This window comes from Stenotrophomonas sp. 2YAF26 (genome assembly GCF_052114625.1).
GTDB lineage: Bacteria > Pseudomonadota > Gammaproteobacteria > Xanthomonadales > Xanthomonadaceae > Stenotrophomonas > Stenotrophomonas indicatrix.
Genome location: NZ_JBFRFC010000005.1, coordinates 201,152 through 217,272 on the forward strand (window position 1 = coordinate 201,152; position 16,121 = coordinate 217,272).

Below are 16,121 nucleotides of genomic sequence, written 5' to 3' on the forward strand. Positions count from 1 at the left end.
GGGTGGGTGGTACTCACGGGTTGCCCTGCACGACCAGGCCCAGAACATTGGCCGTGTCGTTTCGCGCTCCCGCGATCTGATTGAGTTGCAGGACACCGTCGAAGCCCCGCAGTGCCGTCGACGAAACGCCGACACTGCGGATACCCGCCGCAACACCGTCACCGGTATCGCCCTGCCCCCCTGCTGACGCGATGTCCGAGGCGGCCAACGCCGTGTCATCGGACTCGCGTATTCCTTGCCGGGCCAGCGTCGCGCTGACGACGTTGAGCGTCGTGTTGGCGATGCCGCTGGCCTGGTTGATCGATGCAATGCCGCTGGCGCCTGCCAAGGCCTGTCCGGCGATGTGCGCGCTGGCTTCCAGTGGTGCCGAAAGCACGACGTCGTTGCTGTGCTGTTGCCGCGCAGCGATGGCCACGTCGGCGCGGTCGCCGCTGGCCATGCCATGCAGATTGGCCTGGATGTTGAGATCGCCCGCCGCCTGGTTGATGGCGATGGCACCACTGGCACCGGCCAGCGCGCGACCGTCGATGCGGGTCACGTCGAGGTAGGCCAGCATCCCGCTGTAGTCGTCGGCCAGCGCTGAGGCGGGCAATGCCAGCCAGGCCGCCAGCAGCACTGCGCGCTTCACTTGCCACCCGCCTGCGCCGGAGCGCCCAGCGGGAACTGCGACAGTGCGCCACGCACGGTATCGCCGATGCCGCGCGTGGTATTGCCGACCGCCCCCAGCGGGCCGCTCATCGCACCGCTGAGGCTGCTGCCGCTCATCATCCCCTCGCCCGAGCGTCCAAGGGTTCCGCCCAGTGCCTGCTGCGTCACCCGCTCGACAGTGGTGACGCCGTGCGCGTGCACGCTGCCGGTCTGGCCAGCGCCGAGGCCGGCGTAGTCGTCATCGCTGAGTTCATCCATGCCGCTGGCAGCGCCGCTGCTGCCGAGTGCGGCGGCGATCTCATGCTGCGGTTTCGGATCGGCGATCAACGCCATGCCGGGCGGCGCCATGCGGTAGGCCGGGCGCGTAGACACGTCGCGCAGCAGGACGATCTCACCCGGCTGCGCCTTCACCCCTTGGCGGGCACCCGAGGCCGCAGCCGCCAGCGGAACGGCCAGCACCAGCAGCAGCGCAAGCCGCCGGCCAGAAACAGTGAAAAGGGTGGTGCTGCCGTCCATGCCGCTCTCCCGTTGCATATGCGCAGGGATAGAGCAGCTTTCGTGCCAACACCGGAAGTCCGTCGCAGCGGGGGTTTGACGGGTAACACCGCGGCGGCATGACGCCACAGTGTTACAACTTCGTTCGGATTCCGTTCGCCTTAACGCGCAGGAAACACCACTGCGCAAGGCGCCATCGGGGCTGTATCAGTAGTGTTACAGGTACTGATACAGCCCGTTGCAGTGCCGCTTCAGGCGCGCGGCGGACTCGGGTCGGGATCATCGATGCCGACGTTGGTGGACGGGTTGTCGTACACCGTCTGGTCGAGCAGGCCGGTTTCCTTGGCCACCAGCACCGGCACCAGCATCTGTCCGGTCACGTTGGTCATCGTGCGCATCATGTCCAGGATGCGGTCGATCGCATACAGGTAACCGATGGTTTCCAGCGGCAGGTTGGCCGCACTCAGCACCACCGTTGCCATGATCACCGCCGTACCCGGCACGCCGGCGGTACCGAAGCTGCCCAGCACCGAAGCGATCAGCACCACCACGTACTGCTCCGGCGTCAGCGGCACACCGCTGTACTGGGCGATGAATACCGCGCACAGCGCCGGATAGATCGCACCGCAGCCGTCCATCTTGATGCTCGCGCCCAGCGGCACCGCGAACGAACCGTAGTCCTTGTTCACGCCCAGGTTGTGGGTAATGGAGCGCAGCGCGACCGGCATCGCCGCGAAGCTGGAGGAACTGACGAAGGCCACCTGCATGCCCGGCGCCGCACCGCGGAAGAACTTCAGCGGATTCAACCCGTGTGCCAGCAGCAGCGCGCTGTACACCACCACGATGTGCAGCGCACAGGCCACGTACAGCGCCAGCACGAAGTGACCCAGCGGCAACAGCTTCTCGAAGCCATAGCTGCCGACCAGGCCGGCAATCAGGCCGAAGGTGCCGATCGGGGTGACTTCCAGCACGAAGCGGGTCACCTGGATCATGATGTCGCTCATCTGCCCGACCAGCTTGCGCGCCTCGGTCACCTTCTCGCCAAGCTTGACGATGGCAAAGCCGACCAGGCCAGCGAAGAAGATCACCGGCAGGATCGAACCACGGCCCGCCGCCAGCACGGTCTCACCGGCGGCGTTGACCTTGGTGCCGATACCCGACAGCGCGTAGAACACGTTGGACGGCACCACATCCAGCAGCACCTGCACCACGCTGGGCACTTCGCGCGGCACATAGTTGCTGGCCATCGACAGCTGCAGGCCACCGGCGCCGGGCTGCAGCACCGTACCCACGCCCAGGCCCACGCATACCGCCAGCGCGGCAGTGATCACGAACCACAGGAAGGTGCGCCCGCTGAGCGCGGCGACCGATTTCTGGCCGTGCAGCGAAGAGATCGCGTTGATGACCGCGAAGAACACCAGCGGCACCGCGATCATCTTGATCAGGGTGACGTACAGCTCGCCGAGCGGGCCGAACCAGGTTTCAGCAGCCGGGCCAAGCGCCCAGCCGGCCAGCGCACCGAGCACGAAGCCACCGACCACGCGCTGCCAGAATGGAATCCGCAGCCAGGCAGAGACCAGCTTCATAGGCAATCCAAGGGGGTAGGAAGGGATGCTGGCACGATAGCCCAAGGCGGGCCGCAGAACGACCGCCCATGTGGCAAATCAGTGTGTCATCGGCGTGCCTTGCAGGGCCGGGCATAATGAACGTCCCGTTACACTTTGTGAGATCCCAGCGTCCATGCGCCGTTCCGTCTCCCTGTTGGCCGCCTGTGCCACGACCCTGCTGCTTGGCGCCTGCGCCAGCACCGCTCCCGCGTCCGCCCCGGCCGGCCTCAAGGTCACCGTTGCCCCCGTCGCCCACCCGGCCGGTGAAACCCCGCAGTGGTGGTACCGCAGCGGCGCTGCGCAGGCGGCGGCGAACGGTGCGATGACCGGCAAGGCCAAAAACGTCATTCTGTTCCTGGGTGACGGCATGAGCCTGACCACCGTGGCCGCCTCGCGCATCTACGAAGGCCAGCAGAAGGGCGGCTCGGGCGAAGAGAACCTGCTGTCGTGGGAGCGCTTCCCCGCCACCGCGTTCAGCAAGACCTACAACACCGACTCGCAGACCCCGGATTCGGCCGGCACCATGACCGCCATCACCACCGGCGTGAAGACCCACATGGGTGCGATCGGCGTCAGTGCCGGCAGCCGCACCGACTGCGCCGACAGCCTGTCCAAGGGGCTGCTGACCTGGCTGCAGCTGGCCGACAGCGCCGGTCTGGCCACTGGCGTGGTCTCCACCGCACGCCTGACCCACGCCACGCCGGCCGCGACCTATGCGCATTCGCCCGAGCGCAACTGGGAGAACGACACCGACCTGAGCGAAGCGGCCAAGGCCGCCGGCTGCAAGGACATCGCCCAGCAGCTGCTGTCGACCTCGCGTTACGGCCGCGGCCCGCTGGTCGCCCTGGGCGGTGGTCGCGGTGAGTTCACCACCGTGGAAGAGCGCGACCCCGAGTACGACGACAAGGTCGGCCAGCGCCTGGACGGCCGCAGCCTGGTGCAGGAATGGCAGCAGGCGCACCCACAGGGCGCCTACGTGTGGAACAGCAAGCAGCTGCAGGCCGCCGCCAACGCACCGGCGATCCTCGGCCTGTTCGAGCCCGACCACATGCGCTACGAGTACGAACGTCCGCAGGACCCGGCCGGTGAGCCGAGCTTGGCCGAGCTGACCGCTGCGGCGATCAAGAACCTGTCGCGCCATCAGGAAGGCTACGTGCTGATGATCGAAGGCGCGCGCATCGACCACGCCAACCACAGCGGCAACGCGTACCGTGCGCTGACCGAAACCGTGGCCCTGTCCGACGCGGTGCGCGTGGCCAACGAGCTGACCTCGGCCGATGACACCCTGATCATCGTCACTGCCGATCATTCGCACACCCTGAATTTCGTCGGCTACCCCGCCCGCGGCAATCCGATCCTGGGCAAGGTGAAGGACAAGGGTGGCGAAGATGGCGCCGGCAAGCTCGACTACGCGCTGGATGGCAACGGCCAGCCGTACACCACCCTGAGCTACGCCAACGGCCCCGGCCACACCGGCACCAGCAACCAGCAACCGGCCGGTCCGAAGCGCTACCCGCACAACCCCAGCAGCTTCGAGCCGGCCAACGGCCGCCCGAACCTGCACGACGTCGATACCGAGCATCCCGACTACATGCAGGAAGCGCTGGTACCGATGAAGTCCGAATCGCATGGTGGCGAGGACGTCGGCATCTGGGCACGCGGCCCGGGCAGCAAGGCGATCCGCGGCACCCTGGAGCAGAACGCGATCTACCACATGATCGTGCAGGCCACCCCGGCCCTGCGCGATCGCCTGTGCCAGGCCGGCACCTGCGATGACAAGGGCGTGCCGGTGGAACTGCCGGCACCGGCCACATTCGAACGCAAGGCCGAGGCCAAGTGATGGCGCGGCCGGCACGCCCTGCTCTGGGCAGTCTCCGCCGTGCGCGCTGGCTGGCCCTGCTGGGTGTGCTGGCCAGTACCTGTGCGTCAGCGCAGGGGCCGGCCTGCAATGTCATGACCGAAGAACACGGATTGTGGATGCTGCCCGGCTGCGAGGTCGTCAATGACAAGCCGCAGATCAGCGCGGAGACCCTGCAGGATCTTCCCTACGACGGCGATGGCCTGGCGCTGGTACAGACCGCCGATGGCTTCCACTACGTCGACCGTCGCGGCCGCAGCCAGGCGGTGATCGCCTGGGACAACGGCGCCGACTCCCTGCAGGAAGGCCTGTTCCGCGGCCGCGTCGGCGATCGCGTGGGCTACTTCAACGCCGCCTTCGAACAGGTGATTGCGGCCACGTTCGATTTTGCCTGGCCATTCCAGGACGGCGTGGCCGAAGTCTGCAACGGCTGCCGCCGCGGCACGCCCGATGGCGACGGGCATACGCCGATGGAAGGCGGCGAGTGGTTCCGCATCGATCGTTCCGGTCGTCGAGTGAAGTAAGGGTTTTTCAGCAGGGCTGCGCCCTGCACCCGCCAGATCAAATGCAACAGCCGAAGCAACAGCAACAGCGGGCATTCCGTGGGGTGGCGGGGCGGTGTCGGATCGCGGGGACGCCGTAAACCCATCCTTGGGGGCTTGGCCGCGGCATCCATGCCGCGGACACCCCGCAATCCGACACCGCCCCACCTCTGACAGTTGGCCGGTGGCCAGTAGATCCACGCCATGCGTGGATGAAATCTGTCAGATATCGAATGAAATTCTGGAGTCAGATCCGTGTCGACCAAGGTCGACACCCAMCARGRGCAGGCCYTGCCRTTCCGACAGATCKCRGAAAACTGTCGAAGGCGGGGTGGGTCCGGTTGCGGGGGCGTGAGYGCCATGGATGGCGCGACCGAGCTTACATGGACGTACTTGCAGCGTCCCCCGCAACCGGACCCACCCCGCCATCCAACGGAATGCCCGCTGTTGCAGTTGCTTCGGCTGTTGCATTTGATCTGGCGGGTGCAGGGCGCAGCCCTGCCGACTCACCCACCCACCCTATACTTGCCGCCGTGACCGCCTTCCCGACCCTCGTTCCGCTGGATGCACCGCTGCTGGTCGGCTACAGCGGTGGGCTGGATTCGACCGTGCTGCTGCACTGGCTGTGGCGATCGGCGCAGGCCGCCGGCACGCCCTTGCGTGCCATCCATGTACACCATGGCCTGCAACCCGCTGCCGACGACTGGGTAAGGCACTGCCAGCAGCAATGTGCTGCGCTGGGCATCGAACTGGCCGTGCACTGCGTGCAGGTCACGCGTGAGGGCGGGCATGGGATCGAAGGTGCCGCGCGGCTGGCACGCCGCGCTGCATTCGCCGCCGAGTTGCAGCCTGCGGAAACCCTGGCGCTGGCCCAGCATCAGGATGACCAGGCCGAAACCTTCCTGCTGCGCGCGTTGCGCGGCTCGGGCATTGATGGGCTGGCGGCGATGACCGCTGACAGCCACCTCGACGGCCATCGCCTGTGGCGTCCATTGCTCGATGTGCCTCGCAGCGGGCTGCAGGCCTACGCCACCACACACGGCCTGCACTGGATCGAAGACCCCAGCAACGGCGACGACCACGCCGACCGCAATTTCCTGCGTCTGCGGGTACTGCCACTGCTGCGCCAGCGCTGGCCACACGCCGCTGCCGCATTGGCTGGCAGCGCCGCGCATAGCGCGCAGACCCGCGCGCTGCTCGACGAAGAAGATGCCGAGCTGCTCGCTCACCTGGAAGTGGCACCACGGGTGCTGTCGCTTGCGCTGCTGCGCCAGGTTGCACCGGAACGTGCTGCGCGCGTGCTGCGTGCGTGGGTACGCCAGCACAACGCAGCGCCGTTGCCGGCGCATGTGCTGCGACAAGTGCAGAACGAATTGATGGCCGCAGGCGCCGATCGGCAGTCGCAGGCGCGTTGGCAGCAGCACGCCATCCGCCAGTGGCGCCAGCACGCCTACCTGATGCCGGCAGCGTTGCCGTCACTGCCGAAGGACTGGCAGGCGGCGTGGGACGGCCGCGCGCCGCTGCAGCTGCCCGACGGCGGCCAGCTGCGCCTGCTCGGCACGGACGGCTTCGAACACCCGTTGCAACTGCGCACCCGCCAGGGTGGCGAGCGCATCGTGCTGCCCGGCCGCGCGCATTCATCCGCGTTGAAGGATTGCCTGCAGCGCGAGCACCTGGCGCCCTGGCGACGCGCACAGCTGCCCCTGCTGTTCGACCAGGGGCAGCTGCTGGCGGCCGCCGATGTAGTCATTGCCGCACCGCTGCAGGCCTGGCTGCAGGCACGCAATGCGCAGTTGCAGTGGCATCCGGGCGGCTGGTGAATTGACCCTCGCACGCGCGCCGTCCACACTTGTCGCATGGCCAAGAAGTCCCCCGAAAACGCCTCCCCGGTCGCCCAGTTCGAGCAGTCGCTCGAATCGCTGGAACAACTGGTGGAGCAGATGGAAACCGGCGAGCTGAGCTTGGAAGCCTCGCTCAGTGCTTACGAACGTGGCGTCGGTCTGTACCGCCAGTGCCAGCAGGCGCTGGAGCAGGCCGAACTGCGCGTGCGCCTGCTCAGCGATCCGGCCCAGCCCGAAACCGCCGAACCCTTCGATCCGCCCAGCCATGACGGCTGAGGCGTTGTTCGCGCGCTGGCGCGACCGTATCGAAAGCCAGCTCGACGCCGCCCTGCCCTCGCCGGCCGAAGCCCCGCAACGCCTGCACCAGGCGATGCGCTATTCCGTGCTCGGTGGCGGCAAGCGCATGCGCCCCTTGCTGGTCTACGCCGCCGGCCAGGTGTTCGGTGCCCCGCTGGACAAGCTCGATGCCGCAGCAATGGCGGTGGAGCTGATCCACGCCTATTCGCTGGTGCACGACGACCTGCCGGCCATGGACGACGACGCCCTGCGCCGTGGCAAGCCCACCACCCACATCGCCTTCGACGAAGCCACCGCCATTCTCGCCGGTGACGCCCTGCAGACCCGTGCGTTCGGCCTGCTGGCCGATGCGCCGCTGCCGGCGGCATTGCGCGTGGCATGCCTGCAGACCCTGGCCCACGCCTCCGGCGCGGCCGGCATGTGCGGCGGCCAGGCGCTGGACATCGATGCCACCGGCCAGCAGCAGTCGCTGGCAGCGCTCACCCGCATGCATGCGCTGAAGACCGGTGCGCTGATCCGCGCTGCGGTGCGCATGGGCGCGTTGTGCGGTGAAGCGCCCGAGCCCGTGCTGGCCCAGCTCGACGGCTTCGCCGATGCGCTCGGCCTGGCCTTCCAGGTCCGCGATGACATCCTCGATGTCGAGGCCAGTTCCGAGCAGCTGGGCAAAACGGCCGGCAAGGACCAGGCCCAGGACAAGAGCACCTTCCCTGCCCTTCTCGGCATGGACGGTGCCAAGGCGCAGCTGCGCGAACTTTCCGCGCGCATGCAGCAGGCACTGGCGGGCTATCACGAAGAAGCCGATGCGCTGCGCGCGCTGGCCACGCTGGCCGTGGAACGCGATCACTGAAGCAGTGTGCGGCCACCAACAAAAACGCCCGGCACTGCCGGGCGTTTTCGTATCCGCGTGCGGCCGTTCTTACTTGATCAGGCGCAGCGCGAACGGGTAACGGTAGGCTTCGCCGTTGTTGGCCTTCACCGCAGCGATGATGCTGAAGACCAAGCTGAGCAGGCCGACGATCGGCGCCAGGAACACACCGATGACCACGAAGGTCAGGATGATGCAGACGAACATCGCGATGGCGACGGTGATCTGGAAGTTCAGCGCTTCCTTGGCCTGGTCGGTGACGAAGGCCTTGCTGGCGTCATCCTTGTTGATCAGCCAGATGACCAGTGCGCCGATGAAACCGGTGAAGATGCCCAGCAGGTGCGCCACCAGGGCCATGGTGCGCTGGTCAGCGGGTACGCTGCTCGCCGCCGGGACGTTCTCGAATTCGCTCACGACAAAACTCCTTTTTTATTGGGTGGTCTTGACCGACCGGCGGCAAGCCGGTCGCGTCAGGCGGGCCTAGCTTACGCCATCAATGGCATCAATCATTGCCGGCGATCGTCATCCGTCCCACCAGGATCGAGCCGGTGCGGATATGCGAGCGCGGATCGACGTCGCTGCCGACCGCCTCGATGGCCATGAACATGTCCCGCAGGTTGCCGGCGATGGTGATGCCATCCACCGGATACTGGATCTGGCCGTTCTCCACGCGGAAGCCGCCGGCGCCGCGCGAGTAGTCGCCGGTCACCCCGTTCACCCCCTGCCCCATCAGCTCGGTCACCAGCAGGCCGTTGCCCATCTGCGCGGCGATGTCCTGCAGGGAGCCGGCGTTGGCCGCCAGCTGCAGGTTGTGCACGCCGCCGGCATTGGCGGTGGTCTGCAGGCCCAGCTTGCGCGCCGAATAGCTGCCCAGCACGTAACGCTGCAGCACGCCGTCACGCACCAGGGCCGAGGCACGGGTGGCCACGCCGTCGCCGTCGAAGGCGGCCGAGCGCAGGCCACGGCGCAGGTGCGGCAGCTCCTCGATCTGCATCCAGTCGGGGAACAGCTGCTGGTCGACGCTGTCCAGCAGGAAGCTCGCCTGGCGGTACAGTGCGCCGCCGGAGACCGCCGACAGCAGATGGCCCACCAGGCTGCGCGCCACTTCCGGCGCGAACAGAACCGGCATGCTGCCGGTCGGTAGCGAACGCGGCTGCAGGCGAGCGATCGTGCGCTCTGCGGCGCGGCGACCGACGCTTGCCGGATCTTCCAGATCCTCGCGGGCCAGTGCGCCGGTGTACCAGCCGTCGCGCTGCATGCCATCGCCGGTGCCGGCGATCAGCGCACAGCCGATCGAATGATGGGTTCCGCGCTCGCGGCCAATGAACCCATGCGAATTGGCGTAGACCGACACGCTCTGCATGCTCGATACCGAGGCGCCATCGGAATTGCGGATCTGCGCATCGGCTTGGCGGCCCGCCGCCTCGCAGGCCAGCGCCAGGTCCACCGCCTCGTCGGCCTGCAGCTCCCAGGGGTGCCAGCCATCCAGTTCGGGGAAGTCGCGGGCCATCAGGTCGGCCTCGGCCAGGCCGGCGGCCGGGTCGTCCTCGGTATGGCGGGCGATCGCGCAGGCCTGCTCGACGGTGGCCAGCAGGCTGGCCTCATGCAGGTCGGCGGTGCTGGCACTGCCCTTGCGCTGGCCGAAGTAGACGGTCACGGCAATGCCGCGGTCGCGGGTGGACTGCACGGTCTCGACCTCGCCGAGACGGACATTGACCTCCAGCCCACGGTCTTCGCTGCAGCTGACCTCGGCCTGGCTGGCGCCCAGCGCGCGGGCACGCTGCAGCAGCTGCTGGGAGATGTCGGCCAGCCGTTCCAGCCGGGCCGGGCTGTCGTCGCCGACGGCGACTTCAGGGGCGATCACGTTCAATGCTTTATCCTGTGCGGGTTGGGCCCGGCATCACGCCGGGCGACTTTTTTTGAAATCAGGTATGGACGATGCGCGGACGCGACGAAGAAACCGGTGAATTCCACGACAAGAGCCGCAGCCAGAACCGGCGCGATGCGCTCGACGTCCTGGCCCTGGGCGAGAAGCTGGTATCGCTGACCCCGGCCCAGCTGGCGCGCCTGCCGATCCCGGAGGACCTGCTGCCGCACATCGCCGAGTGCAAGCGGATCACCGCCCATATCGCGCACAAGCGGCAGCTGGCGTTCCTGGCCAAGCACATGCGCCGCGAGGACGATGCCGCGCTGGATGCGATCCGCGATGCGTTGGACGCCAACAGCGACACCGGCCGCCGCGAAGTGGCGATGATGCACCGTGCCGAAGACTGGCGCGAACGCCTGATGAACGAGGGCGACAAAGCGCTGGCCGCACTGCTGGATGACCATCCGCAGGCCGACCGCCAACAGCTGCGCACGCTGGTGCGCAACGCCCAGGCCGAAAAGGCCAAGAACAAGCCGCCGCGCGCCTACCGCGAAATTTTCCAGGTACTGCGCGCGCTGATGCTGCCGGCCGCGCTGGGCCTGAAGGCATCCGCTGAGGATGTCGAGGCAGACGAGCCGGTCGACGACGCCGACGAGGACTGAGTCCCCGTCGGGCATGGCGGTGGCTGTGGCCATCGCCGTGCTCAGGCCTGGGTACCGCCGACGGTGATGCCCTCGATCAGCAGCGAAGGCTGGCCGACACCGACCGGCACACTCTGCCCGTCCTTGCCGCAGATGCCCACGCCCTCGTCCAGGGCCAGGTCGTTGCCGACCATGCGCACCTTCTGCATGGTCTCCGGGCCGTTGCCGATCAGGGTCGCGCCCTTCACCGGAGCGGTGATCCGGCCATCCTCGATCAGGTAGGCCTCAGTGGCCGAGAACACGTACTTGCCACTGGTGATGTCGACCTGGCCGCCACCAAAATTGACCGCGTACAGGCCCTTCTTCACCGAACGGATCATCTCCTGAGGATCGTGCTGGCCGGCGCGCATGTAGGTGTTGGTCATGCGCGGCATGGTCATGTGCGCGAACGATTCGCGACGGCCGTTGCCGGTCGGCGCCACGCCCATCAGCCGCGCGTTGAGGCTGTCCTGCATGTAGCCGACCAGGATGCCGTCCTCGATCAGCGTGGTGCACTGGGTCGGGTGGCCTTCGTCATCGATGTTGAGTGAACCACGGCGCCCATCCAGGGTGCCGTCGTCGACGATGGTCACGCCCGGGGCAGCCACGCGCTCGCCGATCCTGCCGGCGTAGACGCTGGTGCCCTTGCGGTTGAAGTCACCTTCCAGGCCATGGCCGACCGCTTCATGCAGCAGCACGCCCGGCCAGCCCGGGCCCAGCACCACCGGCATTACCCCGGCCGGCGCCGGTACCGCTTCCAGGTTCACCAGGGCCTGCCGCAGCGCCTCGCGCGCAAAGGCTTCCGGGCGGCCATCGGCGAACAGCGCTTCATAGCCATAGCGACCACCGCCGCCGGCATAACCCGACTCACGGCGGCCGTTCTGCTCGACGATCACCTGCACGTTCAACCGCACCAGCGGGCGCACGTCGGCGCCCAGCACACCATCGGTGCGGGCAACCAGCACGGTATCGACGCCACCGGACAGGCTGACCATCACCTGCTTCACGCGCGGGTCGGCCGCGCGCAGGTAGCCGTCCAGGCGCTTGAGCACCTCGACCTTGGCTTCGTTGCCGATGCCGTCGATCGGGTCCAGCGCCGGATACAGCACGCGCGCATCGCCGCGCAGCAGCGAGCGTCCGGTCTGTGCGCCGCCTTCGCGCGAGATCGCGCGTGCCGACTGCGCTGCGGTCAGCAATGCACCGGCATGGATGTCATCGGAATACGCAAAGCCGGTCTTCTCGCCGGCAATCGCGCGCACGCCCACGCCCTGCTCGATGGAATGGGCACCGTCCTTGACGATGCCGTCTTCCACGCTCCAGCTTTCGCGCCGGGCGTGCTGGAAGTACAGGTCGCCGAAGTCGACACCGGGGCCGAGCAGTTGGCCGAAGGTGCGCTCCAGGCCAGCGGTATCCAGGCCACCGGGGCGCAACAGGCGATCTTGGGCAAGCGTCAGGGCGTTGTCAGTCATGGTCTCGATCTGGGGGTGTGAAGGCGGTCAGGCAAGGCCGCCCTGGGGAAACGGGGGCCGCGCTCAGCGCGGCGGCGGTGGTTCGGTGACGGTCGGCGGCACGGCCGGCAACGGCGGCAGGCGCGGCGGCGGTGCGGGTACTGGCGCACGTTCGCGGCTGCGCTCGATCACTTCCACCTTGGGCTCCTTCCAGGGGCCGGTCACCTTGTAGGTGCGGGCACCGATCTCGCCCAATGGCTTGGACAATACCGCATTGGTGGCTGCACCCAGCGCTGCGCCCACCGGGCCGCCGGCCACCGCGCCGACCACGGTCAGCAGGTTGCCGGCGCGCGGGTTGACGTCGATGGTCTGGTCGAACTGCTGTTTTCGCAGGTCGGCCTCGCCACGGATGGTGATGTTCGCTGCCGGCCCTTCGATCAACACCTTGTCGGTACGGGCCATGCCCTCGCCGAACTGCACGCTGCCCTCGACCTGGTTGAACGCGAAGCCCTTGGAGAAGAAGTCGCGGAAGTCGAACATCAGCCGCCGCGGCAGCTGGGCGACGCTGAGCAGGCCCAGCACGCGGCCGGCACCCGGCTCCAGCTCCAGCAGCTGGCCATTGCGGGCATTCACATCGAGCTGGCCCTGCAGGTTGCCAAGCTGGAAGTCCGACGGACCGCCGGGCCACGAGGCCTGCAGCCGGGCGTGGCCGGAGCCGCCGCGCAGCTGGCCGCCGTAGTCGAGGTTCTGCAGCAACCCGCCCAGGTCTTCACTGCGCACCTGCGCATCAAGCGCGGTTCGCGAACCGCCACCCTTGCCAAGCCAACGGCCACGGATGTCGATCTCCTGGCTGGGGGCGCGGAACTGCAGTTGTTCCACGCTCAGGCCATTTGCGATCGGCCGCGTACGCAGCACCGCCTGGCCCAGCACGACCTTGCCGAACTTCAGGTCGGCGATGTCCAGTGCGAACGGCGGCAGCTTGGCCGGGTCCATGTCGTCGGCACCGGCCTGCACCCGCGCCGGTGCCACCGTGGCTCCGGGAAGGGTCGGCAGCGATTGCCAGTACACGCGCTCGAGCTGGCCGCTGATGGTGCCGCCATCGGCGTTGGGTACATTCAACTTGCCGGCCAGCGAGGGGCCATCCAGGCGCACGTCCAGTGCCTGCGGGCCGGGGTGCAGCTGCAGGCGGGTCTGCTCGAACACGCCGCCGATCAGCATCAGCTGGCCGACCTGCACGTCCACTGCGCGCAGCGGCATCGGTTCGCCATCGCCACCGGCGCCACGGGCCAGGCCGATCCATTCCAGCGCATCCAGGGTCGGGCTGCGGCCATTGATGGTCAGCCCGCTGGGCGGTGGTTCGCGGTCAACGTGGTCGCTGCCCAGGGTGACCTGAACGCCGGTCTGGTTGTTGTGGCTGCGCGCAGCCAGCGCCAGACGCTGGCCGAACGCCACGTCGATGCGGCCGGCGCCCATCGGCAGCTGTGCGGCCACGGTGGTCGGCAGCGGCTCGTTGGCCGGCTTCTGCAGCGGTGCCGGCAGGTCCAGGCGGGTGCCCAGCAGATCCGAGCGCAGGCGCAGCTCGCTGGGCGGCGCTGGTGTACCCGGCGCGACCTTCGGCAGGTTCACCGCGATGGTCCACGGCGAGGTGCCGTTGATGTAGGGCTTCAGCCACGCCATTTCCGGTGCGCGGTCGATCAGCACGCCCGCATCAAGCGTGGCGGCCAGTTCCGATTCGAAGGCCAGCTTGGGGTCACGCACGAAACCACCGGCGCGCAGGCTCAGCCTTCCGTCCTGTCCGAGGTGGCGCACTGCCAGTTCCTCGGCCGCGAAGCCGGCGTTGCTGTAGCGGGCCTGCCCGCGCATGTTGTCGAATTCCAGCTGGAAGCGCTTGTCGACCAGCTTCAGCCCGGCCAGGTCCACCGTGCCCTGCAGGTGGCCACCGCCCTGGTCATGATGCAAGGGCTGCAGCAGGTCGAAATGCACGTTGGCCGGCCCGCTTGCCGCGAGGTTGTCCAGGGTGTCGCCGTATTCCTTGTGCAGCGGGCTCTGCCGCAACATCGCCAGCAGCTTGCCGGCATCGCCTTGGCTGTCGGCGCGGACGTACAGTGGCTGCTGGCCGAAATCCCGGATCCCGGCTTCGAACGTCTGCACCGCCACGCCAGCCAGATCGCCGCGGCCCTGCATGTGGAAACCGGGCCCAATGAAGGCGACATCGGCGTCCACCTGGCCCATCAACGGCCAATCGTGCTGGAAGCGGATGTCACCGTTGGTGATGTGCCCAGTGGCTTCGAAGCGGCCATCGTTGTTGTCGAACGGCCAGTCGTCCAGGTCACCACTGACCAGTCCGATGCCGTTGCGCACCTGGCCACCGGCCAAGGCCATGTCCAGCCAGTCGGTGGCGCCCTTGCTCATCCTGGAATGGATCCAGAAACGCTTGGCCGCGGTCATCGGTACGTCGTCCAGCTTGGCCGCCAGTTGCATCCACGGCCGGGTGCCATCGCCCTGGAACCAGAGACCACCGCGCACGTCGGCGGCGTAGTCGGTACCTTCCACACGCATCGCCGGGGTGCCGATGCGCCAGCCACCGGCCTCGTCGCGCCAACCGACGATCTGCCCGGCCAGGTGCAGGTCGTGACGCACGCCGAAACCGGTCGGCCAATCGAACTGCAGCTGGCGCTGGGGTTGCAGCTGCAGGCTGAAGCCGTTGGCATCGCCCTCGAAGCGGCCGCCCAGGCCACGCAGGCCCGGCGAGTTGCCGACGCTGGCAAAGCCCAGCGACTGCAGTTCGCCCTGTACCCACAACGGGCCACCCTGCTGGCCGCGCAACTGCACCTGTGCCACGTCCAGCTGCGGCTTGGCCAGGTACAGCCAATGCCGCAGGCCCGCATCCAGTCGGTCGCTGAGCGCCAGCGCGCGCAACGCGGTACCCGCCTGCGCTGCTGCGGCCTGCACCTGCATCTGCTTGCCCACCCGCAGTTGTAGCCCGTCGAGCTGCTGCTGGCTGCCATCGGCCTGCAGGCGCAGGCGCGGCACCTGCAGCGCCCAGCCTTCTGCCGTCCGCTGCCAACGCAGGCGCGCCTGCAGCCGTTGCAATTGAATTTCCGGGCGCGCCACGCCAGGCATCGGCGCGCCTTCGACACGCAGATCACGCAGATCCGAATCGGTGATCAGCGCCACCGGGGCGAAATCACGCAGGGTCAGCCACAGGTTGAGCTCGCCCTTGCCCTCGCGCAGGCGCATGCCGCCGGCCGCCAGCAACGGCGCCCAGGCACGGAAATCGATCGGATCGGCACCTACCCAGGCCTGGCCGGTGCCGCGCTGGCGATCCAGGTCCAGCACCGCCGTCAGCGGCAAGGCGTCGGTCTGTGCCCAGGCACGCACGCCCACCCGCAGGCGGTCGCCATCCACGCGCAGGCGCAGGTCGATACGTGGCAGGGTGGCGTCGACACCCAGTGCTGGCGCATGCACGCCGAGGCGGCCACCAATCACCTGCAGTTCGCCCAGCCGGCGCAACGCATCCAGCGGATCGCCGCCAGCGCGGGACTGCGGCAGGCCGCGCACCGACCAGCGGCCATCGGCGGCCTGCTGCAGGTCCAGCGCCAAGCCACGCAGCCGCAGTTCGGTCAGCGAACGGCCCGGCAACAGGCCGCTGTATATCGACACCAGCACCTCGGCTTCGCCGATGGCCAAGCCCTGGCCCGCGCCGATGCGCAGGCCCTTCAACTGCAGCAATGGACCGCGTCGGGTCCAGGTAGTGTCCAGGCGTTCGAAACGCACCGGTTGTCCGGCACGCGCACTCAGCCAGGCTGCGATCCGGTCCGGATGACGCTCAGCCAGCGGCAGCAGCTGGCTGAGGGTGCCGACCAGCAGGGCAAGCCCGACCAGGCCAACCGCGCATGCGGCGATGAAATGACGGCGGATCCTTCGCAGTCGCAGGCGCGGCGGCGCGCTCATCGGCCACCGAAAGCAGACA

At 68.1% G+C, this 16,121-nt stretch carries 13 protein-coding genes; 6 read left to right on the plus strand and 7 right to left on the minus strand.

Annotation, left to right across the window (positions count from 1 at the left end; translation table 11 throughout):
* Nucleotides 1-13 precede the first annotated feature (13 nt).
* The 3 genes from AB4Y98_RS07760 to AB4Y98_RS07770 all read right to left on the minus strand — a co-directional run bounded on the left by AB4Y98_RS07760 (nucleotide 14) and on the right by AB4Y98_RS07770 (nucleotide 2,729).
* Nucleotides 14-628, minus strand: coding sequence for a hypothetical protein (locus tag AB4Y98_RS07760; RefSeq protein ID WP_223496015.1), 615 nt, complete (start codon nucleotides 626-628; stop codon nucleotides 14-16).
* Nucleotides 625-1,164: a hypothetical protein gene (locus AB4Y98_RS07765; protein WP_363732349.1), complete on the minus strand. Its 540-nt coding sequence runs from the start codon at nucleotides 1,162-1,164 to the stop codon at nucleotides 625-627. Before AB4Y98_RS07765 ends, AB4Y98_RS07760 begins: the two co-directional genes overlap by 4 nt.
* A 230-nt stretch (nucleotides 1,165-1,394) precedes the next feature.
* Entirely contained in the window at nucleotides 1,395-2,729 is a 1,335-nt protein-coding gene (locus AB4Y98_RS07770; RefSeq protein ID WP_025876066.1) for a dicarboxylate/amino acid:cation symporter, read from the minus strand.
* A 154-nt stretch (nucleotides 2,730-2,883) separates the two neighbouring features.
* On the opposite strand from AB4Y98_RS07770, the gene AB4Y98_RS07775 reads away from it, so the two are divergent.
* The 5 genes from AB4Y98_RS07775 (at nucleotide 2,884) to AB4Y98_RS07795 (ending at nucleotide 8,135) form a co-directional block, all read left to right on the plus strand.
* Nucleotides 2,884-4,590, plus strand: a complete 1,707-nt coding sequence (locus tag AB4Y98_RS07775) for an alkaline phosphatase (RefSeq protein ID WP_442244095.1) — start codon at nucleotides 2,884-2,886, stop codon at nucleotides 4,588-4,590.
* A complete protein-coding gene (locus AB4Y98_RS07780; RefSeq protein WP_442244096.1) occupies nucleotides 4,587-5,132 on the plus strand; it encodes a WG repeat-containing protein in 546 nt (181 codons plus the stop codon). Before AB4Y98_RS07775 ends, AB4Y98_RS07780 begins: the two co-directional genes overlap by 4 nt.
* A gap of 551 nt (nucleotides 5,133-5,683) precedes the next feature.
* Nucleotides 5,684-6,970: a tRNA lysidine(34) synthetase TilS gene (gene tilS, locus AB4Y98_RS07785; protein ID WP_442244097.1), complete on the plus strand. Its 1,287-nt coding sequence runs from the start codon at nucleotides 5,684-5,686 to the stop codon at nucleotides 6,968-6,970.
* Nucleotides 6,971-7,006: 36 nt separating this feature from the next.
* Nucleotides 7,007-7,267 carry an exodeoxyribonuclease VII small subunit gene (locus AB4Y98_RS07790; RefSeq protein WP_006381978.1) on the plus strand — a complete coding sequence of 87 codons (261 nt, stop codon included), beginning with the start codon at nucleotides 7,007-7,009 and terminating at the stop codon, nucleotides 7,265-7,267.
* Complete coding sequence (locus AB4Y98_RS07795) at nucleotides 7,257-8,135, plus strand: polyprenyl synthetase family protein (protein WP_442244098.1); 879 nt, start codon at nucleotides 7,257-7,259, stop codon at nucleotides 8,133-8,135. The genes AB4Y98_RS07790 and AB4Y98_RS07795 overlap by 11 nt, the downstream gene beginning before the upstream one ends.
* Before the next feature lie 69 nt (nucleotides 8,136-8,204).
* Here the strand turns inward: AB4Y98_RS07795 and AB4Y98_RS07800 are convergent, their stop codons facing one another.
* Nucleotides 8,205-8,567 (minus strand): DUF4870 domain-containing protein, encoded by a 363-nt coding sequence (locus tag AB4Y98_RS07800; RefSeq protein WP_025879282.1) that lies wholly within the window; start codon nucleotides 8,565-8,567, stop codon nucleotides 8,205-8,207.
* An 88-nt stretch (nucleotides 8,568-8,655) separates the two neighbouring features.
* Nucleotides 8,656-10,023: a metalloprotease PmbA gene (pmbA, locus tag AB4Y98_RS07805; protein ID WP_363732332.1), complete on the minus strand. Its 1,368-nt coding sequence runs from the start codon at nucleotides 10,021-10,023 to the stop codon at nucleotides 8,656-8,658.
* Nucleotides 10,024-10,091: 68 nt separating this feature from the next.
* Between pmbA and yjgA the strand changes: the two genes are divergently transcribed.
* Nucleotides 10,092-10,682 carry a ribosome biogenesis factor YjgA gene (gene yjgA / locus AB4Y98_RS07810; protein WP_442244099.1) on the plus strand — a complete coding sequence of 197 codons (591 nt, stop codon included), beginning with the start codon at nucleotides 10,092-10,094 and terminating at the stop codon, nucleotides 10,680-10,682.
* Between the two features lie 41 nt (nucleotides 10,683-10,723).
* On the opposite strand, the gene tldD is transcribed toward yjgA, so the two are convergent.
* Nucleotides 10,724-12,169, minus strand: coding sequence for a metalloprotease TldD (tldD, locus tag AB4Y98_RS07815; protein WP_025879285.1), 1,446 nt, complete (start codon nucleotides 12,167-12,169; stop codon nucleotides 10,724-10,726).
* A 63-nt stretch (nucleotides 12,170-12,232) separates the two neighbouring features.
* Nucleotides 12,233-16,102, minus strand: a complete 3,870-nt coding sequence (locus AB4Y98_RS07820) for a YhdP family protein (protein ID WP_442244100.1) — start codon at nucleotides 16,100-16,102, stop codon at nucleotides 12,233-12,235.
* Nucleotides 16,103-16,121: the final 19 nt, after the last annotated feature.